Source organism: Citrobacter sp. wls710 (assembly GCF_005281115.1).
In the GTDB taxonomy this organism is placed as follows: domain Bacteria; phylum Pseudomonadota; class Gammaproteobacteria; order Enterobacterales; family Enterobacteriaceae; genus Citrobacter; species Citrobacter werkmanii.
The window spans coordinates 17,255-41,882 of record NZ_SZXD01000007.1 but is presented as its reverse complement, the minus strand read 5'-3'; the positions used below and the strand labels follow the sequence as shown (position 1 = coordinate 41,882).

Below are 24,628 nucleotides of genomic sequence, written 5' to 3'. Positions count from 1 at the left end.
TCCTCCCGCGCTTAGCCAACGACCAGATTGAGGAGTTTACCCGGTACATAAATCACTTTACGTACGGTAACGCCATCAAGATATTTTGCCACCAGGTGTTCCTGGCCAGCACGTTCACGAACCTGTTCTTCGGTGGCGTTTACCGGAACGGTGATTTTGCCACGTACTTTACCGTTAACCTGAACGACAACCAGCGTTGAGTCTTCAACCATAGCGCTTTCGTCAGCTACTGGCCACGGTGCGTTATCGATATCGCCTTCGCCTTTCAGCGCCTGCCACAGGGTGAAACAAACGTGTGGGGTGAACGGGTTAAGCATACGCACAACAGCCAGCAACGCTTCCTGCATCAGGGCGCGGTCCTGCTCGTCTTCCTGTGGCGCTTTCGCCAGCTTGTTCATCAGCTCCATAATCGCCGCAATTGCGGTGTTAAAGGTCTGACGACGACCGATATCATCGGTGACTTTAGCGATAGTTTTGTGCACGTCGCGACGCAGCGCTTTTTGATCTTCGCTCAGAGCATCAACGTTCAGGGCAGCGACATCCCCTTTGGAAGTATGTTCGTAAACCAGTTTCCAGACACGTTTCAGGAAGCGGTTAGCCCCTTCAACGCCGGATTCCTGCCATTCCAGGGTCATGTCAGCCGGAGAGGCGAACATCATAAACAAACGCACGGTGTCTGCGCCGTAACGCTCAACCATCACCTGCGGGTCGATGCCGTTGTTTTTGGACTTGGACATCTTGCTCATGCCGGTATACACCAGTTCATGACCTTCGGCGTCCTTCGCCTTCACAATACGACCTTTTTCGTCGCGTTCAACGATGGCATCAACCGGAGAAACCCAGTTACGCTCGCCGTTGGCGCCGACGTAGTAGAACGCATCTGCCAGCACCATGCCCTGACACAGCAGCTGTTTAGCCGGCTCGTCAGAGTTGACCATGCCCGCGTCGCGCATCAGTTTGTGGAAGAAGCGGAAGTAGAGCAGGTGCATGATGGCGTGTTCGATACCGCCAATGTAGATATCCACCGGCAGCCAGTAGTTTGCGGCTTCTGGATCCAGCATGCCTTCGTTGTACTGCGGGCAGGTATAACGCGCGTAGTACCAGGAGGATTCCATAAAGGTATCGAAGGTGTCGGTCTCACGCAGCGCAGGCATGCCGTTAATGGTGGTTTTCGCCCACTCAGGATCGGCTTTGATCGGGCTGGTGATGCCGTCCATGACCACGTCTTCCGGCAGAATAACCGGCAGTTGATCTTCTGGTGTTGGCAGCACGGTACCGTCTTCCAGCGTCACCATCGGAATCGGCGCGCCCCAGTAACGCTGACGGGAAACGCCCCAGTCGCGCAGACGATAGTTAACTTTACGCTCACCCACGCCTTTAGCGACCAGCTTGTCAGCAATGGCGTTGAAGGCAGCTTCGAAGTCGAGGCCGTCAAACTCACCGGAGTTAAACAGTACGCCTTTTTCAGTCAGTGCCTGTTCCGACAGATCCGGCTCTGCACCTTCGGCGGTCAGAATGACCGGCTTGATGGTCAGGCCATATTTGGTGGCAAATTCGTAGTCGCGCTGATCGTGACCCGGAACGGCCATCACGGCGCCTGTACCATATTCCATCAGGACAAAGTTTGCCGCCCAAACCGGGATCTCTTCGCCAGTCAGCGGGTGAACCGCTTTAAAGCCAGTGTCGACGCCTTTCTTCTCCATGGTCGCCATTTCGGCTTCAGCAACCTTGGTGTTGCGGCATTCGTCAATGAAGGCGGCCAGTTCAGGGTTGTTCGCGGCGGCTTTCTGCGCCAGCGGGTGACCAGCGGCAACGGCCAGGTAGGTCGCACCCATAAAGGTATCTGGGCGGGTGGTATAGACGGTCAGCGTGTTGTCGTAACCGTTCACGTCGAAGGTGATTTCCACACCTTCCGAACGACCGATCCAGTTGCGCTGCATGGTCTTAACGGTGTCCGGCCAGTGATCCAGGTTATCCAGATCGCGCAGCAGTTCGTCAGCGTAAGCGGTGATTTTAATGAACCACTGCGGGATCTCTTTACGCTCAACTTTGGTATCGCAACGCCAGCAGCAGCCGTCGATAACCTGCTCGTTGGCGAGAACGGTCTGATCGTTCGGGCACCAGTTGACCGCAGAGGTTTTCTTGTACACCAAGCCTTTTTTGTACAGCTCGGTGAAGAATTTCTGTTCCCAACGGTAGTATTCCGGGGTGCAGGTCGCCAGCTCGCGGCTCCAGTCATAACCAAAGCCCAGCATTTTGAGTTGGTTTTTCATGTAGGCGATGTTGTCGTACGTCCACGGTGCCGGTGCGGTGTTGTTTTTAACCGCAGCGCCTTCCGCAGGCAGACCGAACGCATCCCAGCCAATAGGCTGCAGTACGTTTTTGCCCAGCATACGCTGGTAGCGGGCGATCACGTCACCGATGGTGTAGTTACGTACGTGGCCCATGTGTAGTCGACCAGAAGGATAGGGAAGCATAGACAGGCAGTAATACTTCTCTTTGCTCTCGTCTTCGGTCACTTCAAATGTGCGCTTCTCATCCCAGTGAAGCTGTACTTTGGATTCTATCTCTTCCGGGCGGTATTGCTCTTGCATGGCAGCCAGTGGTCCTGTTTTCAATACAGCTACAAACGTAGCTCTAGATGTGGTGTTTCAGATCCGCATAGCATAGCCCAAACGCCCGCGCCAAAACAGCCTTTCGCGCATTCAGCGTTGAATTCCCGCAAGGATAATTCTTGCACGAATTTACACACTCTGTGGACAGTCTTGCAAAGCGTAGCGTAAATAACGTCTATTATTATAGACAGTTAACGACCCAGGAGGTGAAGTGATGAACAAGGTTGCTCAATATTACCGCGAACTGGTGGCTTCACTGAGCGAACGCCTGCGTAACGGCGAACGCGATATTGATGCGTTGGTGGAGCAGGCGCGTCAGCGAGTTATGCAGACCGGGGAGTTAACGCGAACCGAGGTGGAAGAGGTCACCCGGGCCGTCAGACGTGACCTGGAAGAGTTTGCGTTGAGTTATGAAGAGAGTCTCGATGAGGAGACTGACAGCGTCTTTATGCGGGTTATCAAAGAGAGTATCTGGCAAGAACTGGCTGATATTACCGATAAAACGCAGCTCGAATGGCGCGAAGTCTTTCAGGATCTCAGCCATCATGGGGTTTATCACAGCGGCGAGGTGGTCGGCCTGGGCAATCTGGTCTGCGAGAAGTGCCACTTCCATTTAGCGGTATACACCCCGGATGTGCTGCCGCTGTGCCCGAAATGCGGGCACGATCAGTTCCAGCGCAGGCCGTTTGAGCCTTAATGATTAGACGTGCCAAACGTCATTTGTAGGCCTGATAAGATGTGTCAGCATCGCCATCAGGCAATATGCCGGATGGTGGCGCAAGCGCCTTATCCGGCCTACATTTTTACGCGTAATATCTTAAACGTTCTGCCAGCAGATCGACAAACCCCTGGCGATCCACGTCCACCATCACGGTGGCGTTTGGCTTATTGCCGCTCAGGAAGTAATAATCCACCACAGTCATCCCCTGGGTGTATTTGCCCTGGGTTTCCACGCCGACCCAGCGCTCAACGGTGGTAAACAGTTCAGGTTTCAGCAGCCAGGCAATGGTACATGGGTCGTGCAGCGGCGCGCCGATGAATCCCCATTTTTCGTCTTTATGATATTCAAAGAAAAAGTCGAGTAGTTCTGCCACGATCGTCGAAACAGGGTTGCCGATAGCGCGGAATCGCTCGGTATCTTCACGATGTATTTGCGCTTTATGCGTGACGTCCAGCCCGGCCATTACCACTGGGATACCTGACTGGAATACGATCTCAGCGGCTTCAGGATCAACATAGATATTGAATTCCGCCGCGGGCGTCCAGTTCCCGAGGCCCATCGCACCACCCATAATCACGATACGGGCGATTTTGGCGTGCAATTCCGGGTGGCTGTTCAAAAGCAATGCGACGTTAGTTTGCGGCCCGGTGGAGACAATGGTCACCGGTTCCGGGCTGTCCCGCAGGGTTTTTGCCATCAGTTCCACGGCGGTACAGTCCAGAGGAGCGAAAGCGGGTTCCGGCAATGCCGGGCCATCCAGCCCACTCTCACCGTGGACGTTATCGGCAATAATCAGATCGCGCATCAGCGGTTTTACGGCTCCGCCGGCTACGGGGATATCCGTACGGTTGAGTAACGTTAACATGCGTAATACGTTACGCAGCGTTTTGTCGGGTGTCTGGTTGCCGGCAGAAGAGGTGATTGCTTTCACATTCAGTTCAGGTGAGGCGAGGGCGAGAACAATTGCGATAGCGTCGTCATGACCTGGATCGCAATCAAACAGAATAGGAAGTGCCATTGTTGCTCCTTGTAAGTGGGACTTTGTGACAAGGGTAACGCTGGGCTGTACCTGTTTCGAGAAGTGAAGAGATAAAGCGTGAGGTGGCGCGCACATAGCGGTGCGCGCCAGCAAGATTAGTGCAGGATTTTCGCGAGGAAGTCTTTGGCGCGGTCCGATTTCGGATTGGCGAAGAACTCTTCTTTCGGTGAGTCTTCAACAATTTTCCCTTCATCCATGAAGATCACCCGGTTCGCCACTTTCCGCGCAAAGCCCATTTCGTGGGTCACCACCATCATGGTCATTCCTTCATTGGCCAGTTCAACCATGACGTCCAGTACTTCGTTGATCATTTCAGGATCAAGCGCAGATGTCGGTTCGTCAAACAGCATGGCGATAGGATCCATGCACAGTGCCCGGGCGATGGCGACACGCTGTTGCTGTCCCCCGGAGAGCTGAGCCGGAAACTTCTCGGCATGGGCCGCCAGACCGACACGCTCCAGCAGCTTCTGCGCTTTTGCGCGGGCAGGCGCTTTATCGCGTTTCAGCACTTTGACCTGGGCCAGAGTCAGGTTTTCAATGATCGACAGATGTGGAAATAGTTCAAAGTGCTGGAACACCATGCCCACACGGGAACGCAGTTTGGCCAGATCGGTTTTTTTGTCGTTCACCACGGTACCATCAACCGTGATGATGCCCTGTTGTACCGGCTCCAGACCGTTTACCGTTTTGATAAGCGTGGATTTACCGGAACCTGAAGGGCCGCAGACCACGACCACTTCACCTTTTTTCACTTCCGTAGAGCAGTCGGTCAGCACCTGAAAGTGACCATACCATTTAGAAACATTTTTCAGGGTAATCATTAAACTGTCCTTTTCTTCAAATAGCTGACCAACAACGATGCGCTCAGACTGAATACAAAATAAACGGCGCCAGCAAACAGGATCATTTCAACCTGCGTGCCGTCACGCTCGCCAATGGTGGAGGCGGTACGGAAGAAGTCTGCCAGACTTAATACATAGACCAGCGAGGTATCCTGGAAGAGTACGATACCCTGGGTAAGCAGCAGCGGCACCATCGCGCGGAAGGCCTGCGGCAGAATAATGAGCTTCATCGACTGCCAGTGGGTCATCCCCAGCGCCAGCGCGGCGCTGGACTGCCCGCGAGAAATACTCTGGATCCCAGCCCGGATAATCTCTGAGTAGTACGCGGCTTCAAACATCGAAAACGCGACCATCGCCGAGATCAGGCGAATATCGGTTTTTGGCGACAGACCCAATACGTTTTGCAGGAAGCCAGGCACAATCAGGTAGAACCACAGCAGTACCATCACCAGTGGAATAGAACGGAATACGTTGACGTAGCCTTTCGCAAACCAGGCTATCGGCGCGAAGCTGGACAGACGCATGACGGCCAGGATAGTTCCCCATACGATACCAATGACGACCGCCGTGACAGTGATTTTCAGCGTGATGATCAGCCCGTCCAGCAGGTACGGCAGGGAAGGGACAATAGAACTCCAGTCAAATTCGTACATTATTTGCCTCCCATATTGCCCGGCAGGCGGATCTTGCGTTCGACGAGATTCATCACCAGCATGATGACTGCGTTAATCAGCACGTAGGCCAGGGTAATAGCCGTAAACGATTCCCAAGCGTGGGCGGAGTAATCCAGCAGCTTACCTGCCTGAGCAGCCATATCGACCAGGCCGATGGTGGAGGCGATCGCGGAGTTCTTCACCAGGTTCATCATCTCTGAGGTCATTGGCGGAACAATCACGCGGTAAGCGTTTGGCAGCAGAACATAACGATAAGCCTGAGGCAACGTCAGCCCCATTGCCAGAGCTGCGTTTTTCTGCCCACGAGGCAGAGACTGAATAGCAGCGCGAACCTGCTCGCAGACGCGCGCGGCGGTAAACAGCCCCAGACAAAGCATGGATGAAAGGAAGAACTGAATATTGGGATCCAGTTCCGACTTGAACCACATACCAATGTTTTCCGGTAACAGTTCAGGAATGACCAGATACCAGGTGAAAAATTGGACAATGAGCGGAACGTTACGAAACAGCTCAACGTACAGGGTGCCGATCCCGGCGAGGAAGCGGTTGGGGACTGTGCGTAAAATGCCGAATAAAGAACCGATGAGGAAAGCGATAATCCAGGCCGTAATGGATAACGCGACCGTGACCTGGAAACCACTCCAGAGCCAGCCGAGATAGGTGGTGTTGCCGAACGGGGCTTGTTGTAAAAAAATGCCCCAGTTCCAGTCTATAGACATAAATCTACTCCAGAAAAAAAAGGGTAGCAGCGCTACCCTCGAAGATTGTTATTCGGCGTTTTGCGGTTTTCAGGCCTGATGGGGAACGACCATCAGGCTTATAGTCTGTCCGTGCCGGGTAACAATCGAGAGGGAGGGGAAGCCTCCCATTTATTTTAGTTAGTTAAGCGCTTTATCATTCGGTTCTTTGAACAGGGCTTTCATCTCGTCTGACAGTTCGAAATTCATGTTCAGGTTCTTCGGTGGAATTGGGTTTTTAAACCACTTATCAAACCATTTTTCCGCTTCGCCTGAGGTCTGCGCCTTGGCGATAGTGTCGTCCATCAGCTTTTTGAACTCAGGGTCATCTTTGCGCAGCATGCAGCCGTAGGCTTCCTGAGACTGTGGCTTGCCGACGATCTCCCAGTTGTCTGGTTTCTTCGCCTTCGCGCGTTCGCCAGCCAGCAGGGCGTCATCCATCATAAAGGCAACGGCGCGGCCGCTTTCCAGAGTACGGAAAGAGTCACCATGGTCCTTCGCGCTGATGATGCGCATATCCATTTTTTGTTCTTCGTTCAGCTTGTGCAGCAGCACTTCCGAGGTGGTACCCGAAGTCACGACCACGGCCTTGCCTTTCAGGTCAGCGAAATCTTTAACATCACCGCCTTTTTTCGCCAGCAGACGGGTGCCAACAACGAAAATAGTGTCAGAGAATGCCGCTTGTTTTTGACGCTCGACGTTATTGGTGGTGGAGCCACATTCAAAGTCGAAGGTACCGTTTTGCAGCAGCGGGATACGGTTCTGTGAGGTGATCGGGATCAGTTTTACCTGTAGGTCAGGCTTGTTGAGTTTTTTCTTCACGGCTTCAACGATGGCGTTGGAGTAATCCTGTGAATAACCGACCACTTTTTGCTGATTATCGTAGTAAGAAAACGGTACCGATGATTCACGGTGGCCGACAACGATAACGCCATTTTTGGCGATCTTGTCCAGCGTGCTGCCTGCCGCTGGTGCTGCGTCTTCTGCGTGCGCCAGACCGGCGGACATTCCCATGACCAGCATGGCAGTGGCGAGCTTACGTAATTGCATATCCAACTCCTTTATCGTCTGCGCCAGGGACGCATTGATACCCATTGTGATGTTGTTATTGTTTGCTACTTAAGCGTGCAGTCTTGTATATGTTTGTTAACATTTAGTTTGGATGAATGTAAAGAATTTGCTGTGTTATTGTTTATTTTTGCGAAGTGCGCCGCACCATTTGGGGGCAAAAATATCTTGTTGCACTTTTCAGGTGCTACCAAAGCTCAACTTTGGTGCGACCAGGTTGCACATTCAGCCAAAACGGCGTTTGCCTTGTATAACAAAGCAATAGGCGTGCCAGAATGGGCAAGATAGGGAGTTTTGTCGGCCGGATAAACAAATCGTTATCCGGCCCGAGGAAGGAAGGTTATTTACGACGCTGGCGCAGGCTCATTATCAGCGCGCCAAAGCCAAACAGCGCGGTAAGCAGCCATAGCGGCCAGTTACCGGTCCGGGCATACGGGGTTAAGCCCGTGGTTGGCGTCACGCTGGTGGTCAGAACCTGGCGGGTAAACTGCGGGATCATCGCCTGAATCTCACCCTGTGGACCAATCACCGCCGTAATACCGTTGTTGGTGCTACGCAGCAGCGGGCGCGCCAGTTCCAGGGAACGCATACGCGCCATCTGGAAGTGCTGCCACGGGCCGATAGACTTACCAAACCACGCATCGTTAGAGATGGTGAGCAGATAGTCCGTATCCGGGCGGAAGTTATCACGAACCTGTTCGCCAAGAATGATTTCGTAGCAGATAGCTGCGGTCAGCTTAAAGCCATGCGCATGCAGCTGTGGCTGCACATACGGTCCGCGGCTGAACGACGACATAGGCAGGTCAAAGAACGGCGCTAACGGGCGCAGGATCGATTCCAGCGGGACAAACTCGCCAAACGGTACCAGATGGTTTTTGTTGTAGCGGTTGCTGGAGTCGTAGCTGTACGGACTGTCTTTACCCAACGTGATGATGGTGTTGTAGGTGTCGTAACGGTTCTGCTTATTCAGCCGCGCGTCTACGATACCGGTAATCAACGTGCTGTTTTTCGATTTCAGCAGGTCATCCATCATGCTCAAAAAACGCTGCTGGTTAATTTCCAGGTCCGGGATAGCGGACTCCGGCCAGATGATCAGCTGTGATTTGCCCATTTCAGGCTGGGTGGCGTCGAGATAAATTTTCAGCGTATTAAGTAGCTGACCCTCATCCCATTTGAGTGACTGTGGAATGTCACCTTGTACCATCGAAACCTGAGTCGTTTTTTCCGGCTCAAGCGTATACCACTGGATGTAGCGCAGCGGGAAGGGCAGAGCGAAAAGCACCACGCCTGCAACCAGCGGTTTCCAGTTACGCTGTACGATAGCCAGCGCCAGCAGGCCGCTGACCATCATCAGCAGGAAGTTAATCGCTTCAACGCCCATCACCGGCGCCAGCCCTTTTAGCGGGCCGTCAATCTGGCTGTAGCCGAACTGCAGCCACGGAAAGCCGGTCAGCACCCAGCCCCGCAGGAACTCGGTTATCTGCCAGACAACCGGCGCGGCAATGGCGACGCGTAGCCAGGTTGTTTTCGGCCACAGGCGTGACAACACGCCAGCAAACAGACCGGTATAGAGTGAAAGGTAGGCGGCAAGCAGTACCACAAGGAAAACGTTAACCGGACCTGGCATACCGCCAAACTGCGCGATGCTGACGTAGACCCAGTTAATGCCGGAACCAAACAACCCCAGGCCCCAGAAGTAGCCGATAGCGGCGGACTGAAGTGGACGGCGGTTGAGGGTGAGAGCCTGCAGGCCCATCAGCGATACGATCGCCGCAGGCCAGATGTCATACGGAGAGAAAGCCAGCGTCCCGCAGGCACCGAATAATAACGCCAGCAGCAGGCGAATGCGCTGGCGTTCAATTAGTGAGGCAAATGCCATGTAGTCTAAGATCCAGTTTCGGGTTTATTCGTCCAGTTTGGGCTGGGGTGAGTCGTCCGGAATTCTGACATGAACCTGAATAATACGACGGCTGTCGGCCATTGCCACTTTGAACTGGTAACCATCAATGTCGATAGTCTCCCCACGAGCGGGCAGATGACCAAAGGCCTGCATGACCAGACCGCCAATGGTATCGACTTCTTCGTCGCTAAAGTGGGTGCCAAAAGCTTCGTTGAAGTCCTCAATTGGCGCCAGAGCGCGAATGGTCCAGGTGTGGCGACTGAGCTGACGGAAGTCGATATCATCTTCTTCGTCGTACTCATCTTCGATTTCACCAACGATCAGTTCAAGGATGTCCTCAATGGTCACCAGACCAGAGACACCGCCGAACTCGTCGATGACGATAGCCATATGATAACGCTGGGAGCGGAACTCTTTCAGCATGCGGTCAACGCGCTTGCTTTCCGGTACGACAACCGCCTGGCGTAACACTTTCTCCATGCTGAAAGCTTCGGCATCGCTGCGCATAAACGGCAGCAGATCTTTGGCCATCAGAATCCCTTCAATGTGATCTTTGTCTTCGCTGATCACCGGGAAACGCGAGTGGGCTGACTCGATAATGACATCGAGGCATTCATCAAGGGTCTGGTTGCGTTTCAGGGTAATCATTTGCGAGCGGGGGATCATGATGTCGCGAACACGCTGGTCCGCAATGTCCATCACCCCTTCGAGCATATCACGCGTATCTTCATCGATAAGGTCGTTCTGCCCGGAATCACGGATCAGCTCCAACAGTTCGTCGCGGTTTTTGGGTTCACCGTGGAAAAGTTGGCTCAGTAACAGGGAAAAAAATCCCTTTTTGCTGGTTAACGTGTCACTACTGTGTGAATTGTCGTCGCTCATGGCGTCGTATGGGTTCTCATGTTAGTTAATAGGTCGCTCAATGCGCGTAAACTCAGCGCATGGCTTCATGGGAAGCCCGGGCAGATGCCCGACGGCTTATTCCTTCTCGGCAATGTACGGATCCTCATAGCCCAGAGCAAGCATAATCTCTGTTTCGAGGGATTCCATTTCTTCCGCTTCATCATCTTCGATATGGTCGTAGCCGAGTAAATGCAGGCTACCGTGCACCACCATGTGCGCCCAGTGGGCTTCAAGCGGCTTACCTTGCTCCTGAGCTTCTTTCTCAACCACCTGACGGCAGATGATCAGATCGCCCAGCAGCGGCATCTCAATGCCCGGCGGAGCTTCAAACGGGAAAGAGAGCACGTTGGTTGATTTATCTTTTCCGCGATAGGTCAGGTTCAGCTCGTGGCTTTCCGCGTCATCGACCAGGCGAATCGTCACTTCAGACTCTTCCTGAAACTGCGGAATTACCGCATCCAGCCAGCCCTGAAACTGACTTTCTGTGGGTAAACCGGTTTCGTCTTCACATGCCAGCTGTAAATCGAGAATAACCTGACTCATTTTTGCTCCTGCTCCTGAGCTTCGCGCTTGCGTTCCGCTGCCAGCTCGGCTTTACGTTTCTGTTCTGCTTCTTCCCAGGCTTCATACGCCGTGACGATACGGGCAACCACCGGGTGGCGAACCACGTCTTCGCTATGGAAGAAATTAAAACTAATCTCGTCGACTTCGGCCAGCACTTCAATGGCATGACGCAGACCTGACTTGGTGCTACGCGGCAGGTCAATCTGAGTGATATCGCCGGTGATGACCGCTTTGGAGTTAAAGCCGATACGGGTCAGGAACATTTTCATCTGTTCGATGGTGGTGTTCTGGCTTTCATCAAGAATGATGAACGCATCGTTCAAGGTACGACCGCGCATATAGGCCAACGGCGCCACCTCAATGACGTTACGCTCGATCAGTTTTTCGACCTTCTCAAAACCGAGCATTTCGAATAGCGCGTCATACAGCGGACGTAAATACGGATCGACTTTCTGACTCAGATCGCCTGGCAGGAAGCCCAGTTTTTCACCCGCTTCCACTGCCGGACGGGTCAGCAGAATTCGACGGACCTCCTGGCGCTCAAGTGCATCGACCGCGGCGGCAACCGCAAGATACGTTTTACCCGTACCCGCAGGGCCAACGCCGAAGGTGATGTCGTGATCGAGGATGTTGGCGATGTACTGCGCCTGGTTTGGCGTACGCGGTTTAATCACTCCGCGTTTGGTTTTGATATTCACCGCTTTGCCAAATTCCGGCACGCTGTCCGCGCTTTGCTCAAGCACTCGCGCTTCTTTAATCGCCAGATGAATTTGCTCAGGTTCAATGTCCTGGGTCTGACCGCGCATTGGGGCAGTATCGACATACAGGCTGCGTAAAATATCAGCCGCAGCGGTGACGCAAATTGGGCGACCGGTCAGCTTAAAGTGGTTATCCCGACGGTTAATTTCGATGCCGAGGCGACGTTCCAGCTGTTTGATGTTGTCATCAAATGGACCGCAAAGGCTCAACAGGCGGGCGTTGTCTGCGGGTTCAAGGGTGATTTCGCGAGTGTCTATGTTCAAACTGTTCCTCTTTAGCATGTCTCGCCGGACGCTGAACATTTACCGGCATCTAAGGAAATTATTCACGCCATAGGGAAAAGGCGCAAGCATTGCAATAAATATGGGGATTGCGGGAGGAAATACAAGGCCCGCCAGAGCTGACGGGCCAGAAGATTAAGGCTGGTAAATACCTACACCCAGATCATTTTCTTTGCGGGTACGCGCAATGACCGACTCAGGGGATTCTGCGATGCGCAGACCCATTTCGTCTTCGGTGCGAACCACTATACCGCGCAGGGAGTTTGTCCAGACATCGGTAATTTCAACATCCACAAACTTACCGACCATTTCCGGTGTGCCTTCAAAGTTCACCACGCGGTTGTTTTCGGTACGGCCTGACAACTCCATGATGCTTTTGCGCGACGTACCTTCAACCAGAATGCGCTGGATTGTGCCGACCATACGACGGCTCCACGCCATGGCCTGCTGGTTGATACGCTCCTGCAGGATATACAGACGCTGTTTTTTCTCTTCTTCCGGTACGTCGTCAACCATATCGGCGGCCGGGGTGCCAGGACGCGCAGAGAAGATAAAGCTGTAGCTCATGTCAAAATTCACGTCTGCAATCAGCTTCATGGTCTGCTCGAAATCCTGTGTGGTTTCGCCAGGGAAGCCAACGATGAAATCCGAGCTAATCTGAATGTCCGGACGCGCTGCGCGCAGTTTGCGGATAATCGCTTTGTATTCCAGCGCGGTATGGGTGCGCCCCATCAGATTCAGTACGCGATCTGAACCGCTCTGTACCGGCAGGTGCAGGAAGCTCACCAGCTCCGGCGTGTCGCGATAAACTTCAACGATATCATCGGTGAATTCGATCGGATGGCTGGTGGTGAAGCGGATGCGGTCAATGCCGTCGATCGCCGCCACCAGACGCAGCAGGTCAGCAAAGGATCCTGTTGTGCCGTCATAGTTCTCACCGCGCCAGGCGTTGACGTTTTGCCCCAGCAGGTTCACTTCACGCACGCCTTGCGCCGCAAGCTGAGCGATTTCGAACAGGATGTCATCCGCCGGGCGGCTGACTTCCTCACCGCGAGTGTAGGGCACCACGCAGTAGGTACAATATTTATTACAGCCTTCCATGATGGACACAAACGCGCTTGGACCTTCAGCACGCGGTTCCGGCAGGCGGTCAAACTTTTCGATCTCCGGGAAACTGATATCAACTACCGGGCTACGGCTAGTGCTTCCACGTACTTTGTTGATCATTTCCGGCAGGCGATGCAGAGTCTGCGGCCCAAAAATAATATCGACGTAGTGGGCGCGCTGGCGAATATGATCGCCTTCTTGTGACGCGACACAGCCACCGACACCGATGATCAGATTGGGGTTTTTCTCTTTTAACAGCTTCCAGCGGCCCAACTGATGGAAAACTTTTTCCTGAGCCTTCTCACGGATTGAGCAGGTATTCAGCAGCAGCACATCCGCTTCTTCCGCCACGTCGGTCAGTTGATACCCATGAGTGGCATCCAGCAGATCGGCCATCTTCGATGAATCGTATTCGTTCATCTGACAGCCCCAGGTTTTAATATGGAGTTTTTTGGTCATCGACTTGCTCTTGCGAAATTGTGGCTGAAATGCAGGGCGCATAGTGTACTGCTTTGGCGCGGTTGTGACCAGTATGACGGATGTCAGCCTCAAGGGGTAAAAAATCCTGTAAACTTACACAATACATGTAACAGGATGATTGACCACATGACAAATCAACCAACGGAAATTGCCATTGTCGGCGGGGGGATGGTCGGCGGCGCGCTGGCGCTTGGACTGGCGCAGCATGGATTTACGGTAACGGTCATTGAACACGCCGTTCCCGCGCCGTTTGTGGCTGATGGACAGCCCGATGTCAGAATTTCCGCCATTAGCTCCGCCTCGGTGTCGTTGCTGAAAGGACTGGGGGTCTGGGATACGGTTCAGGGTATGCGCAGTCATCCTTACCGTCGTCTGGAAACGTGGGAATGGGAAAATGCCCATGTCATGTTTGATGCCGCTGAGCTTAAGTTACCTTTACTGGGTTATATGGTGGAAAACACGGTTCTGCAACAGGCACTCTGGCAGGCGCTGGAAGCTCACCCGAAAGTCACGCTGCGCGTACCGGCGTCATTGATCTCTCTGCATCAACATAACGATCGGCATGAGCTTGAACTGACTGGTGGTGAGAAAATCAGCGCGAAGCTGGTGATCGGCGCGGATGGCGCAAATTCTCAGGTGCGGAAAATGGCCGGGATTGGTATTCATGCCTGGCAGTACGCGCAGTCCTGCATGTTGATCACCGTACAATGCGATAACGCGCCCGGCGATAGCACCTGGCAACAATTCACGCCTGACGGTCCACGCGCGTTTTTGCCGCTGTTTGATAACTGGGCCTCGCTGGTGTGGTATGACTCACCAGCGCGTATCCGCCAGTTGCAAGGTCTGAATATGTCGCAACTGCAGGCGGAGATCGCCAAACACTTCCCGTCACGACTCGGCAACGTTACGCCTGTGGCGGCGGGGGCATTCCCGCTTACGCGTCGTCACGCGCTGCAATATGTCCAGCCAGGGCTGGCGTTGGTGGGGGATGCCGCGCATACCATTCATCCGCTGGCAGGGCAGGGAGTAAATCTCGGGTTCCGTGATGTGGATGCGCTGATTGACGTGCTGGTTAATGCGCGCAGCTACGGTGAATCCTGGGCCAGCCAGCCGGTGCTGAAGCGCTATCAGAACCGTCGTATGACTGATAATTTCATTATGCAGAGCGGGATGGATCTGTTCTACGCCGGATTCAGCAACAATCTACAGCCACTGCGTATCATGCGTAATCTCGGATTAATGGCCGCAGAGCGCGCAGGCGTACTGAAGCGTCAGGCGTTGAAGTATGCGTTAGGATTGTAATTCAGGCAGGCCTACGGGGAAAATACGTAGGCCTGATAAGCGGAGCGCCATCAGGCGATAAATGCAGAAAAGCAAAAAGCTCGCAGAAGCGAGCTTTTTTAATATGGCTGGGGTACGAGGATTCGAACCTCGGAATGCTGGTATCAGAAACCAGAGCCTTACCGCTTGGCGATACCCCAACGGGCGCATCCACAATGTGGACGACTTTTGAAATTGGCTGGGGTACGAGGATTCGAACCTCGGAATGCTGGTATCAGAAACCAGAGCCTTACCGCTTGGCGATACCCCAACGGGCGCATCCACAATGTGGACGACTTTTGAAATTGGCTGGGGTACGAGGATTCGAACCTCGGAATGCTGGTATCAGAAACCAGAGCCTTACCGCTTGGCGATACCCCAACGGGCGCATCCACAATGTGGACGACTTTTGAAATTGGCTGGGGTACGAGGATTCGAACCTCGGAATGCCGGAATCAGAATCCGGTGCCTTACCGCTTGGCGATACCCCAACAATATTTTGGCGTTACCGAACGAGTCGATACGTTCTTAATATGGTGGCTACGACGGGATTCGAACCTGTGACCCCATCATTATGAGTGATGTGCTCTAACCAGCTGAGCTACGTAGCCATATATTACTTATTCTTCGATGGCTGGGGTACCTGGATTCGAACCAGGGAATGCCGGTATCAAAAACCGGTGCCTTACCGCTTGGCGATACCCCAATAACCGTTGCGGTGAACCGCTATATCGAAGAAAAAAATGGCTGGGGTACCTGGATTCGAACCAGGGAATGCCGGTATCAAAAACCGGTGCCTTACCGCTTGGCGATACCCCATCCGTGCAACGCTTACGGGTGAATGGTGCGGGAGGCGAGACTTGAACTCGCACACCTTGCGGCGCCAGAACCTAAATCTGGTGCGTCTACCAATTTCGCCACTCCCGCAAAAAAGATGGTGGCTACGACGGGATTCGAACCTGTGACCCCATCATTATGAGTGATGTGCTCTAACCAGCTGAGCTACGTAGCCATCTTTTTTTCGCGTAACCTTATCGGCGTTGCGGGGCGCATTATGCGTATTGAGCCTTGAAGCGTCAACCCCTTTTTCATTGAAAATAGCTGGAATGTGACTGTTTGGTTAGGTTGCGAACAGCATGGCGCAATATTCGGCAATTATTAGTTATTAATTGTTTTTTTGCACAGAAAACAGACATAAAAAAAGAGCCCCGCAGGGCCCTTTTCTAAGGATTAACTTATTTATAAGCGGACTGATGTACGCCAACTGCACGGCCAGAGGGATCGTTCATGGTTTTAAACGCTTCATCCCATTCAATCGCTTTGGCAGAAGAACAGGCTACTGATGGCCCGCCAGGCACACATTCCGCCGCGCTGGCAACCGGGAACAATTCTTCAAAAATCTCACGGTACAAATACGCTTCTTTAGATGATGGCGTGTTGTAAGGGAAACGGAAGCTGGCGGTTTCCAGTTGCTGGTCAGAAACTTGCTCAGCAGCCACCTCTTTCAAGGTATCAATCCAGCTGTAACCGACACCATCAGAGAACTGCTCTTTCTGACGCCATGCGACGCTGGCAGGCAGGTAAGATTCAAAACATTCGCGCAGCACATGTTTTTCCATTTTGCCGTTGCCGCACATTTTATCCTGCGGGTTGATGCGCATCGCCACATCAAGGAATTTCTTATCCAGGAAGGGCACGCGAGCTTCCACACCCCAGGCAGACATCGCTTTGTTGGCGCGGGCGCAGTCGAACATATGTAGCGCCTGCAGCTTACGCACGGTTTCTTCATGCAGCTCTTTCGCGTCTGGCGCTTTGTGGAAATAGAGATAGCCGCCGAATACTTCGTCAGAGCCTTCACCCGACAGCACCATTTTAATGCCCATCGCTTTAATTTTACGCGACATTAAGTACATTGGCGTCGAGGCGCGGATCGTTGTGACATCGTAAGTTTCGATGTGATAAATCACGTCGCGGATAGCATCCAGACCTTCCTGCACGGTGAAGTGGATCTCATGGTGCACGGTACCCAGATGGTTCGCGACCTCTTGCGCGGCTTTCAGATCCGGTGCGCCTTCCAGTCCGACGGCGAAGGAGTGCAACTGTGGCCACCAGGCTTCGCTACGTTCCTGATCTTCAACACGGCGCGCCGCGTATTTTTTCGTAATCGCGGAAATGACGGATGAATCCAGACCACCGGACAGCAGCACACCATAAGGAACATCTGACATCAGGTGGCTTTTCACTGCATCTTCCAGCGCCTGACGCAGCTCGTTTTTATCGGTCACGTTGTCTTTGACCGCATCGTATTCAAACCAGTCGCGCTGATAGTACTGACGAATTTCGCCGTCCTTACTCCACAAATAGCTACCGGCCGGGAATTCTTTGATCGTGCGGCATACCGGAACCAGGGCTTTCATTTCAGACGCGACGTAGAAGTTACCGTGTTCGTCGTAACCCATATACAGTGGGATGATCCCGATATGATCGCGACCAATCAGGTAAGCGTCCTGTTCGCTGTCGTACAGGGCAAAAGCAAACATGCCTTGCAGGTCATCCAGGAACTCTGGGCCTTTTTCCTGATACAGCGCGAGGATAACTTCGCAGTCTGAACCCGTCTGGAACTGATAGCGATCGCCATATTCCGCTCGCAGCGCCTGATGGTTATAAATTTCACCGTTAACAGCCAGGATATGCGTTTTTTTCACGTTATACAGCGGCTGAGCGCCGGCATTGACGTCGACGATGGACAGACGTTCGTGCGCCAGAATGGCGTTATCACTGGCGTAAATACCTGACCAATCCGGGCCGCGATGGCGCATCAGACGAGACAATTCCAGGGCTTTTTTACGCAGTTCAACTGCGTCAGTTTTAATATCGAATACGCCAAAAATAGAACACATAACCTTCTCCGTTAACCTGTTGCGTAATGCTTTTTATGTTTGCTTGATAAAGAAAATGCCGCAAAGCGGGAGAGGGCGCAAGCGAATTACGGTGCGGAAAATAAAAAACGCAATGGTCATTGCTGATTGATGAAAAAAGATTATGTAATGAGCGCTATTATTAATGAATCAACAGTTAAGTGGTGATTTTATTGAATGGATGTATTTTTCAGGCCGGATAACTTGCAGATGTTGTTATCCGGCTAAAGAGATTAAATGACGTCTATTTCAGCAACGGACGGGTAAATCCAGCTCGGTCTGAACGGCATGCTGTCGATGTCGTCAAGCGTTGAGACGCCAGACAATACCAGAATGGTTTCCAGACCGGCCTGGAATCCTGCCAGAATATCGGTACGCAGGTTATCGCCAACAATAACGGTCTCTTCCGAGTGCGCCTGCATTTTGTTGAGCGCCGCGCGAATAATCCACGGGCTGGGTTTGCCGACATAAAACGGCTTACGACCAGAGATTTTCTCGATACCGGCGCAGAGCGCCCCGCAGGCGGGATAAAAGCCGCGGCCGTGAGTATCCGGGTTTGTGGCGATGAAACGCGCGCCGTTAGCGACAAAATATGCTGCTTTATGCATCATGTCCCAGTTGTAGGAGCGCGTTTCGCCAACAATCACAAAATCGGGGTTCACGTCGGTAATGGTAAATCCGGCTTTATATAGCTCATGAATTAATGCGCCTTCACCTACCACGTAGGCCTTTTTCCCTTCCTGGCGACGAAGAAAATCAGCGGTAGCCATGGCGGAAGTATAAAAGACACTATCGGGGACATTCACACCCGCGGTGGCGAAGCGGTTTGCCAGATCTTGCCCGGTCTGTGAAGGATAGTTAGTCAGCAGAACTAACGGCAGGCCTTTTTCCAGGATCCCGGTCAGAAATTCTGCCGCACCCGGTACGGCAACATTGTCGTGCATCAGCACGCCGTCGATATCACAAATTACATTCTTTATGGTCATGAACAACCCAGGGAATTCGTTATGAGTCTGAAAATAATCCACTACTATATGAGAGCATTAGTTTTCCAGCAAACGTTGCAGCAATGTCCCGTTGAGCATCGCACGCTTCACCAGCGCAAAGGCACCAATGGCGGAACGGTGATCCAGTGTGGAACGAACCACCGGTAAATTATGGCGAAACGCTTTCAACGCCTGCGTGTTGATACAGCTTTCTATTGCAGGCAACAGCACTTTATCCGCCTCAGTAATTTCGCCTGCAATGACGATTTTTTGCGGGTTAAACAGGTTGATGGCGATGGCAATGGTTTTACCCAAGTGGCGACCAACATGTTCAATAACTTCTGCCGCCAGGTTATCGCCCTTATTCGCCGCCTTACAGATAGCTTTAATGCTGCAATCATCCAGCGTGAGTCGGCTGGGATAACCCTGTTTCAGTAAGTTTTGCACGCGGTGTTCGATAGACGCATTGGCGGCAATGGTTTCCAGACAGCCGAAGTTACCGCAGTGACAGCGCTCACCCAGTGGCTCTACCTGAATGTGACCAATCTCGCCCACGTTGCCATTGCGACCGATAAAAATTCGGCCATTGGAAATAATTCCTGCCCCGGTTCCGCGATGAACACGCACTAAAATGGAGTCTTCGCAATCCTGGCTTGCCCCAAAATAGTGCTCAGCCAGCGCCAGGCTGCGGATATCGTGACCGACAAAGCAGGTAACCTTGAAGCGTTTTTCGAGCGCTTCGACCAGCCCCCAGTTTTCGACCTGAATGTGTGGCATATAGCGAATGACGCCGCTTTCAGGATCAACCAGACCGGGCAGGATGACGGAAATCGCAATCAGCTCGCGGATTTTCCGCTGGCAGCTGTCAATAAAAGTGGCAATGGTATTGAGTAGCGCATACTCCAGCGTTTCCTGGGTGCGCTCCGGGAGAGGGTAATGCTCTTCGGCGACCACTTTACTGCTCATATCATAGAGCGTGAGCGTTGTGTCGTGACGGCCCAGACGTACGCCAATGGCGTGGAAGTTGCGGGTTTCGGTGACGATAGAGATAGCGCGGCGGCCTCCGGTGGAGGCCTGCTGATCGACTTCTTTGATCAGCCCGCGTTCGATCAACTGACGCGTAATTTTGGTTACGCTGGCGGGGGCAAGCTGGCTTTGCTCGGCAATCTGAATGCGCGAGATTGGCCCATGCTGGTCAATCAGGCGATAAACCGCCGCGCTGTTAAGCTGTTTTACGAGATCAACATTACCTATTTGAGCTTGTCCGCCTGGTGTCATTCTTTCTCTTACTCAGTAACGACCTCGTTGCCATTAACGATGGTCTTGATGATTTTAAAGTCGTGCGTGAACGCAGTCAGGTTGGCTACTTTGCCTGGCGCGATGCTGCCGAGTCGTTTGTCGACGCCAATGGCGCGAGCAGGGTAGAGCGTTGCCATGCGTAACACTTCGTCGAGAGCGATATTCGCATGTTCGACCAGATTGCGTACGCCTTCAATCATGGTTAATGATGAACCGCTCAATGTCCCGTTCTCATCAACGCACAATCCATTCCGGTAGTATATTGTTTTACCAGCGAAAATGAACTGTTCAATATTTGCACCTGCCGGCGCGGTCGCGTCGGTAACCAGGCACAGCTTGTCGCCTTTCAGGCGCTTGGCATTACGGATATTGACGTAGTCAACATGCAGACCATCAGCGATGATACCGCAATAAATATCGGCTTCATCAAGAATAGCGCCCGCCAGGCCAGGTTCACGGCCCGTTATATAAGGCATGGCGTTAAACAGATGCGTTGCGAAGCTAATCCCTGCGCGGAAGCCGATTTTGGCCTCTTTTACCGTCGCATTTGAGTGACCGGCGGAAACCACAATACCTGCATTTACCAGTTTGGTGATGACCTCTACAGGGACCATTTCTGGTGCCAGCGTGACTTTGGTTATCACGTCAGCATTATCGCACAGGAAATCAACCAACGCAGCGTCCGGTTGACGGACAAATCCCGGATTATGGGTGCCTTTTTTCACCAGATTCAGCCACGGACCTTCCAGATGAAGCCCTAATGCCTGATTCGGGTGCTTCGCCAGGTATTCACGCATGACGCGAACGCCTTGTTTCATCAGGTCGTCGCTGGTGGTGATAAGCGTAGGCAGATAGTTGGTGCAGCCTGATTTTTCATTGGCTTTCTGCATGATTTCCAGTGTTTCAACGGTCACGGCTTCTGCCGTATCGTTAAACTGTACGCCGCCGCAGCCGTTTAGCTGTACATCGATAAAACCGGGGGAAATAATGGCCCCATTCAGTGAGCGCTGTTCAATTCCTGACGGTAACTCAGCCAGTGGGCAAACGCTGTCAATCAGGCCATTGGCGACAACAATCGCATGGTCATCAAGAATTTCGTGACCGGTAAAAATCCGGCCCTGGGTTAAAGCATACATTCCGACCCCCGATTTCAAAAAATGCCGCCCTGCAACTTATCGACAGGGCGGAGACATCAATTACAGACCTTTAATATTTTCCGCTTCTAACTCGTTAAAGTATTTCAGCGTTTTCACTTTCAGTTCCATGGTGGAAGGCTCATCGCATACCACAACGGCTTTTGGATGCAGCTGCAGACAGCTGATGGTCCACATGTGGTTAACGTTCCCTTCAACGGCGGCTTGCAGCGCCTGCGCTTTTTGATGACCCAGTACCAGGATCATCACCTCTTCGGCATCCAACAGGGTGCCCACGCCCACGGTCAGGGCATATTTAGGCACCTGGCTTACGTCGCCGTCAAAGAAGCGTGAGTTAGCAACACGCGTGTCGTGAGTCAGCGTTTTGATGCGGGTACGGGAAGCCAAAGAAGAAGCTGGCTCGTTGAATGCGATGTGACCATCGTTGCCTACACCGCCCATAAACAGGTGGATTTTACCGTAAGAACGGATTTTTTCTTCATACTGACGGCATTCTGCATCAATATCCGGCGCGTTACCATTGAGGAGGTTGATGTTTTCTGCTGGAATATCAACGTGATCAAAGAAGTTACGATGCATGAAGCTGTGATAGCTTTCCGGATGTTCTTTCGGCAGGCCAACATATTCGTCCATATTGAAAGTAACTACATGCTTGAAGCTCACCTGGCCCGCTTTGTGCATTTCAACCAATGCTTTATAAGCTGTCAGCGGGGTACCGCCCGTCGGCAGGCCCAGAACGAACGGACGATCTGCCGTTGGTTTGAACGCGTTAATACGGTTAACGATATGGCGAGCAGCCCATTTGCCGACTTGTTCAGCGGTATTCAGGGGGATCAGTCTCATTCTTCACCTCAAAAGTAAATGTAAGCAATTGGCGGATTGAGTCTCTGTGCAGTATTAAGCGTAACCTGGTTTTGCATCGGTAAGGATCAATCCGTTTCGATTTTTTGAATGATAAAATAAGTTTTCGTAGTTAGCCAGTAGAAGGGAGGGTTAATAACGATATTTGGTGACTGGAATCACAAAAAACACGCGTTTAATTTGCGATACGAATTAAATTTTCACACACTCTGAATGTAGATGAATGGTTAATATCGTTGATCCAGAATCTTGCTGTCAGGAATGGTCGCACAATAAAAATATGGCTTCAAAGAAGCCTAATCGGGGTCTCGTAGGGGGAATAAAATGAATATTTTAGGTTTTTTCCAGCGGCTGGGTAGGGCGTTACAGCTCCCCATCGCTGTGCTGCCAGTCGCGGCACTGTTGCTGCGATTCGGCCAACCAGATTTACTAAACGTACCTTTCATCGCGCAAGCGGGCGGGGCTATCTTTGATAACCTGGCGCTGATTTTCGCTATCGGTGTGGCTTCCAGCTGGTCAAAAGACAGCGCGGGTGCGGCAGCGCTGGCGGGTGCGGTTGGTTATTTCATATTGACCAAAGCAATGGTTACCATTAACCCTGCCATCAACATGGGTGTGCTGGCGGGTATCATCACCGGTCTGGTCGGCGGTGCGGTGTATAACCGTTGGTCTGGTATCAAACTACCTGACTTCCTGAGCTTCTTTGGCGGCAAACGCTTCGTGCCGATCGCCACTGGCTTCTTCTGTCTGGTGCTGGCTGCTATCTTCGGCTACGTGTGGCCGCCGGTGCAGAACGCCATCCATGCGGGTGGTGAGTGGATCGTAGGCGCTGGCGCGCTGGGTTCCGGTATCTTTGGTTTCATCAACCGTCTGCTGATCCCAACCGGTCTGCATCAGGTTCTGAACACCATTGCCTGGTTCCAGATTGGCGAATTTACTAACGCTGCAGGTACCGTATTCCACGGTGATATCAACCGCTTCTACGCGGGTGACGGCACTGCGGGTATGTTCATGTCTGGTTTCTTCCCGATCATGATGTTTGGTCTGCCGGGTGCGGCGCTGGCGATGTACTTCGCGGCTCCGAAAGCGCGTCGTCCGATGGTTGGCGGCATGCTGCTGTCCGTTGCGATCACCGCGTTCCTGACCGGTGTTACTGAGCCGCTGGAATTCCTGTTCATGTTCCTGGCACCACTGCTGTATCTCCTGCACGCACTGTTAACCGGCATCAGCCTGTTCGTTGCGACGCTGCTGGGGATCCACGCGGGCTTCTCCTTCTCCGCAGGTGCTATCGACTACGTGTTGATGTACAACCTGCCGGCAGCAAGTAAGAACGTCTGGATGCTGGTTGCGATGGGTCTGGTCTTCTTCGTTATCTACTTTGTGTTGTTCAGCGCGGTTATTCGTATGTTTAACCTGAAAACGCCGGGCCGCGAAGATAAAGAAGACGATATCGTTACAGAAGAAGCGAACAGCAACACTGAAGAAGGTCTGGCTCAACTGGCAACCAACTACATTGCTGCGGTTGGCGGTACCGATAACCTGAAAGCGATTGACGCCTGTATCACCCGTCTGCGTCTGACCGTGGCCGACTCTGGTCGCGTAAACGATGCGATGTGTAAACGTTTAGGTGCATCTGGTGTCGTTAAGCTGAATAAGCAAACCATCCAGGTCATCGTAGGTGCGAAAGCGGAATCCATTGGCGACGAAATGAAGAAAGTTGTGGCGCGTGGCCCGGTTGCGGCAGCGTCTGCTGAAAGTGCGCCAGCAGCAGCGGCCCCGGTTGCAAAACCGCAGGCTGTCGCGAACGCAGTCACCGTTGAAGCGCTGGTTTCTCCGATTACCGGTGACGTCGTTGCGCTGGAGCAGGTTCCTGATGAAGCCTTCGCCAGCAAAGCAGTAGGCGACGGCGTGGCGGTGAAACCAACGGATAAAATCGTGGTTGCTCCGGCTGCGGGCACCATCGTGAAAATCTTCAACACCAACCATGCGTTCTGTCTGGAAACTGTTAAAGGCGCGGAAATCGTCGTCCATATGGGTATCGATACCGTAGCGCTGGAAGGTAAAGGCTTTAAGCGCCTGGTTGAAGAAGGTGCGGAAGTGACTGCAGGTCAACCGATTCTGGAAATGGATCTGGATTTCCTGAACGCCAATGCACGTTCCATGATTAGCCCGGTTGTGTGCAGCAACAGCGATGACTTCGGCGCTCTGGTCATTAAAGCCGAAGGTCATGTGGTTGCCGGTCAGACACCACTGTATGAGATTAAAGGTAAGTAACTGCTCCTGAGTAAAGTGAGTTAAATGCCTTAAGCGGCGGGGGATATTCCTCCGCCGCTTTTTTTTGCAGCAAATACCCTCATATATCCTGTTGAAACACCTTTTTTGTGCAACTAATAGTTGTCT

The 24,628-nt window shown here is 52.6% G+C and carries 19 protein-coding genes and 9 tRNA genes; 3 read left to right on the top strand and 25 right to left on the bottom strand.

The window, feature by feature from the left end:
• Positions 1-11 precede the first annotated feature (11 nt).
• Positions 12-2,594: a leucine--tRNA ligase gene (gene leuS, locus FDX14_RS02400; protein WP_094301018.1), complete on the bottom strand. Its 2,583-nt coding sequence runs from the start codon at positions 2,592-2,594 to the stop codon at positions 12-14.
• A gap of 235 nt (positions 2,595-2,829) precedes the next feature.
• On the opposite strand from leuS, the gene FDX14_RS02395 reads away from it, so the two are divergent.
• The gene (locus FDX14_RS02395) at positions 2,830-3,312 is read left to right on the top strand and encodes a zinc ribbon-containing protein (RefSeq protein WP_006685521.1); all 483 of its coding nucleotides are present in this window, start codon (positions 2,830-2,832) and stop codon (positions 3,310-3,312) included.
• Between the two features lie 106 nt (positions 3,313-3,418).
• Here FDX14_RS02395 and rihA read toward each other — a convergent pair whose 3' ends face one another.
• From rihA to miaB, 10 genes are all read right to left on the bottom strand, one after another.
• Positions 3,419-4,354 carry a pyrimidine-specific ribonucleoside hydrolase RihA gene (gene rihA, locus FDX14_RS02390; protein ID WP_042309801.1) on the bottom strand — a complete coding sequence of 312 codons (936 nt, stop codon included), beginning with the start codon at positions 4,352-4,354 and terminating at the stop codon, positions 3,419-3,421.
• Positions 4,355-4,470: 116 nt separating this feature from the next.
• Positions 4,471-5,196 (bottom strand): glutamate/aspartate ABC transporter ATP-binding protein GltL, encoded by a 726-nt coding sequence (gene gltL / locus FDX14_RS02385; protein ID WP_042309800.1) that lies wholly within the window; start codon positions 5,194-5,196, stop codon positions 4,471-4,473.
• Positions 5,196-5,870 (bottom strand): glutamate/aspartate ABC transporter permease GltK, encoded by a 675-nt coding sequence (gene gltK, locus FDX14_RS02380; protein WP_003022757.1) that lies wholly within the window; start codon positions 5,868-5,870, stop codon positions 5,196-5,198. The genes gltL and gltK overlap by 1 nt, the downstream gene beginning before the upstream one ends.
• Entirely contained in the window at positions 5,870-6,610 is a 741-nt protein-coding gene (gltJ, locus tag FDX14_RS02375; protein WP_038638776.1) for a glutamate/aspartate ABC transporter permease GltJ, read from the bottom strand. The genes gltK and gltJ overlap by 1 nt, the downstream gene beginning before the upstream one ends.
• 159 nt (positions 6,611-6,769) lie before the next feature.
• The gene (gltI, locus tag FDX14_RS02370; protein ID WP_003022762.1) at positions 6,770-7,678 is read right to left on the bottom strand and encodes a glutamate/aspartate ABC transporter substrate-binding protein GltI; all 909 of its coding nucleotides are present in this window, start codon (positions 7,676-7,678) and stop codon (positions 6,770-6,772) included.
• Positions 7,679-8,036: 358 nt separating this feature from the next.
• On the bottom strand, positions 8,037-9,575 hold the full coding sequence (gene lnt / locus FDX14_RS02365) for an apolipoprotein N-acyltransferase (RefSeq protein WP_137348938.1): 1,539 nt from the start codon (positions 9,573-9,575) through the stop codon (positions 8,037-8,039).
• Between the two features lie 24 nt (positions 9,576-9,599).
• Positions 9,600-10,478, bottom strand: a complete 879-nt coding sequence (gene corC / locus FDX14_RS02360) for a CNNM family magnesium/cobalt transport protein CorC (protein ID WP_038638785.1) — start codon at positions 10,476-10,478, stop codon at positions 9,600-9,602.
• A gap of 96 nt (positions 10,479-10,574) precedes the next feature.
• Positions 10,575-11,042, bottom strand: a complete 468-nt coding sequence (gene ybeY / locus FDX14_RS02355; RefSeq protein ID WP_042309797.1) for an rRNA maturation RNase YbeY — start codon at positions 11,040-11,042, stop codon at positions 10,575-10,577.
• Positions 11,039-12,085: a PhoH family protein gene (locus FDX14_RS02350; RefSeq protein WP_042309794.1), complete on the bottom strand. Its 1,047-nt coding sequence runs from the start codon at positions 12,083-12,085 to the stop codon at positions 11,039-11,041. Before FDX14_RS02350 ends, ybeY begins: the two co-directional genes overlap by 4 nt.
• A 153-nt stretch (positions 12,086-12,238) precedes the next feature.
• The gene (miaB, locus tag FDX14_RS02345) at positions 12,239-13,669 is read right to left on the bottom strand and encodes a tRNA (N6-isopentenyl adenosine(37)-C2)-methylthiotransferase MiaB (RefSeq protein ID WP_137348937.1); all 1,431 of its coding nucleotides are present in this window, start codon (positions 13,667-13,669) and stop codon (positions 12,239-12,241) included.
• A 147-nt stretch (positions 13,670-13,816) separates the two neighbouring features.
• Here miaB and ubiF point away from each other — a divergent pair, with 147 nt between their 5' ends.
• The gene (gene ubiF, locus FDX14_RS02340; protein WP_061381658.1) at positions 13,817-14,992 is read left to right on the top strand and encodes a 3-demethoxyubiquinol 3-hydroxylase; all 1,176 of its coding nucleotides are present in this window, start codon (positions 13,817-13,819) and stop codon (positions 14,990-14,992) included.
• Between the two features lie 104 nt (positions 14,993-15,096).
• On the opposite strand, the gene FDX14_RS02335 is transcribed toward ubiF, so the two are convergent.
• The 14 genes from FDX14_RS02335 to nagB all read right to left on the bottom strand — a co-directional run bounded on the left by FDX14_RS02335 (position 15,097) and on the right by nagB (position 22,210).
• Positions 15,097-15,171, bottom strand: a tRNA-Gln gene (locus FDX14_RS02335).
• Positions 15,172-15,206: 35 nt separating this feature from the next.
• Positions 15,207-15,281: transfer RNA gene (locus FDX14_RS02330), tRNA-Gln, on the bottom strand.
• Positions 15,282-15,316: 35 nt separating this feature from the next.
• A tRNA-Gln gene (locus FDX14_RS02325) sits at positions 15,317-15,391 on the bottom strand.
• A 35-nt stretch (positions 15,392-15,426) separates the two neighbouring features.
• A tRNA-Gln gene (locus tag FDX14_RS02320) sits at positions 15,427-15,501 on the bottom strand.
• Positions 15,502-15,544: 43 nt separating this feature from the next.
• Positions 15,545-15,621: transfer RNA gene (locus FDX14_RS02315), tRNA-Met, on the bottom strand.
• A gap of 20 nt (positions 15,622-15,641) precedes the next feature.
• Positions 15,642-15,716 (bottom strand) — tRNA-Gln (locus FDX14_RS02310).
• A gap of 38 nt (positions 15,717-15,754) precedes the next feature.
• A tRNA-Gln gene (locus FDX14_RS02305) sits at positions 15,755-15,829 on the bottom strand.
• Between the two features lie 23 nt (positions 15,830-15,852).
• A tRNA-Leu gene (locus FDX14_RS02300) sits at positions 15,853-15,937 on the bottom strand.
• An 8-nt stretch (positions 15,938-15,945) separates the two neighbouring features.
• Positions 15,946-16,022: transfer RNA gene (locus tag FDX14_RS02295), tRNA-Met, on the bottom strand.
• Positions 16,023-16,245: 223 nt separating this feature from the next.
• Positions 16,246-17,910, bottom strand: a complete 1,665-nt coding sequence (gene asnB, locus FDX14_RS02290) for an asparagine synthase B (protein WP_003835552.1) — start codon at positions 17,908-17,910, stop codon at positions 16,246-16,248.
• Positions 17,911-18,161: 251 nt separating this feature from the next.
• Positions 18,162-18,914 carry a ribonucleotide monophosphatase NagD gene (gene nagD / locus FDX14_RS02285; protein WP_038638796.1) on the bottom strand — a complete coding sequence of 251 codons (753 nt, stop codon included), beginning with the start codon at positions 18,912-18,914 and terminating at the stop codon, positions 18,162-18,164.
• 57 nt (positions 18,915-18,971) lie between these two features.
• Positions 18,972-20,192 (bottom strand): DNA-binding transcriptional regulator NagC, encoded by a 1,221-nt coding sequence (nagC, locus tag FDX14_RS02280; RefSeq protein ID WP_042309787.1) that lies wholly within the window; start codon positions 20,190-20,192, stop codon positions 18,972-18,974.
• An 8-nt stretch (positions 20,193-20,200) separates the two neighbouring features.
• Positions 20,201-21,349, bottom strand: coding sequence for an N-acetylglucosamine-6-phosphate deacetylase (gene nagA, locus FDX14_RS02275; RefSeq protein WP_042309784.1), 1,149 nt, complete (start codon positions 21,347-21,349; stop codon positions 20,201-20,203).
• Between the two features lie 60 nt (positions 21,350-21,409).
• Positions 21,410-22,210, bottom strand: a complete 801-nt coding sequence (gene nagB / locus FDX14_RS02270; RefSeq protein ID WP_003022803.1) for a glucosamine-6-phosphate deaminase — start codon at positions 22,208-22,210, stop codon at positions 21,410-21,412.
• Positions 22,211-22,552: 342 nt separating this feature from the next.
• Here nagB and nagE point away from each other — a divergent pair, with 342 nt between their 5' ends.
• Positions 22,553-24,502, top strand: coding sequence for a PTS N-acetyl glucosamine transporter subunit IIABC (gene nagE, locus FDX14_RS02265; protein WP_061381661.1), 1,950 nt, complete (start codon positions 22,553-22,555; stop codon positions 24,500-24,502).
• The last annotated feature ends 126 nt before the right edge of the window (positions 24,503-24,628 follow it).

Excerpts from the sequence above, each read along its gene's own strand:
- leuS (WP_094301018.1), bottom strand. The coding sequence starts at position 2,594 with ATGCAAGAGCAATACCGCCCGGAAGAGATAGAATCCAAAGTACAGCTT.
- FDX14_RS02395 (WP_006685521.1), top strand. The coding sequence starts at position 2,830 with ATGAACAAGGTTGCTCAATATTACCGCGAACTGGTGGCTTCACTGAGC.
- rihA (WP_042309801.1), bottom strand. The coding sequence starts at position 4,354 with ATGGCACTTCCTATTCTGTTTGATTGCGATCCAGGTCATGACGACGCT.
- gltL (WP_042309800.1), bottom strand. The coding sequence starts at position 5,196 with ATGATTACCCTGAAAAATGTTTCTAAATGGTATGGTCACTTTCAGGTG.
- gltK (WP_003022757.1), bottom strand. The coding sequence starts at position 5,870 with ATGTACGAATTTGACTGGAGTTCTATTGTCCCTTCCCTGCCGTACCTG.
- gltJ (WP_038638776.1), bottom strand. The coding sequence starts at position 6,610 with ATGTCTATAGACTGGAACTGGGGCATTTTTTTACAACAAGCCCCGTTC.
- gltI (WP_003022762.1), bottom strand. The coding sequence starts at position 7,678 with ATGCAATTACGTAAGCTCGCCACTGCCATGCTGGTCATGGGAATGTCC.
- lnt (WP_137348938.1), bottom strand. The coding sequence starts at position 9,575 with ATGGCATTTGCCTCACTAATTGAACGCCAGCGCATTCGCCTGCTGCTG.
- corC (WP_038638785.1), bottom strand. The coding sequence starts at position 10,478 with ATGAGCGACGACAATTCACACAGTAGTGACACGTTAACCAGCAAAAAG.
- ybeY (WP_042309797.1), bottom strand. The coding sequence starts at position 11,042 with ATGAGTCAGGTTATTCTCGATTTACAGCTGGCATGTGAAGACGAAACC.
- miaB (WP_137348937.1), bottom strand. The coding sequence starts at position 13,669 with ATGACCAAAAAACTCCATATTAAAACCTGGGGCTGTCAGATGAACGAA.
- ubiF (WP_061381658.1), top strand. The coding sequence starts at position 13,817 with ATGACAAATCAACCAACGGAAATTGCCATTGTCGGCGGGGGGATGGTC.
- asnB (WP_003835552.1), bottom strand. The coding sequence starts at position 17,910 with ATGTGTTCTATTTTTGGCGTATTCGATATTAAAACTGACGCAGTTGAA.
- nagD (WP_038638796.1), bottom strand. The coding sequence starts at position 18,914 with ATGACCATAAAGAATGTAATTTGTGATATCGACGGCGTGCTGATGCAC.
- nagC (WP_042309787.1), bottom strand. The coding sequence starts at position 20,192 with ATGACACCAGGCGGACAAGCTCAAATAGGTAATGTTGATCTCGTAAAA.
- nagA (WP_042309784.1), bottom strand. The coding sequence starts at position 21,349 with ATGTATGCTTTAACCCAGGGCCGGATTTTTACCGGTCACGAAATTCTT.
- nagB (WP_003022803.1), bottom strand. The coding sequence starts at position 22,210 with ATGAGACTGATCCCCCTGAATACCGCTGAACAAGTCGGCAAATGGGCT.
- nagE (WP_061381661.1), top strand. The coding sequence starts at position 22,553 with ATGAATATTTTAGGTTTTTTCCAGCGGCTGGGTAGGGCGTTACAGCTC.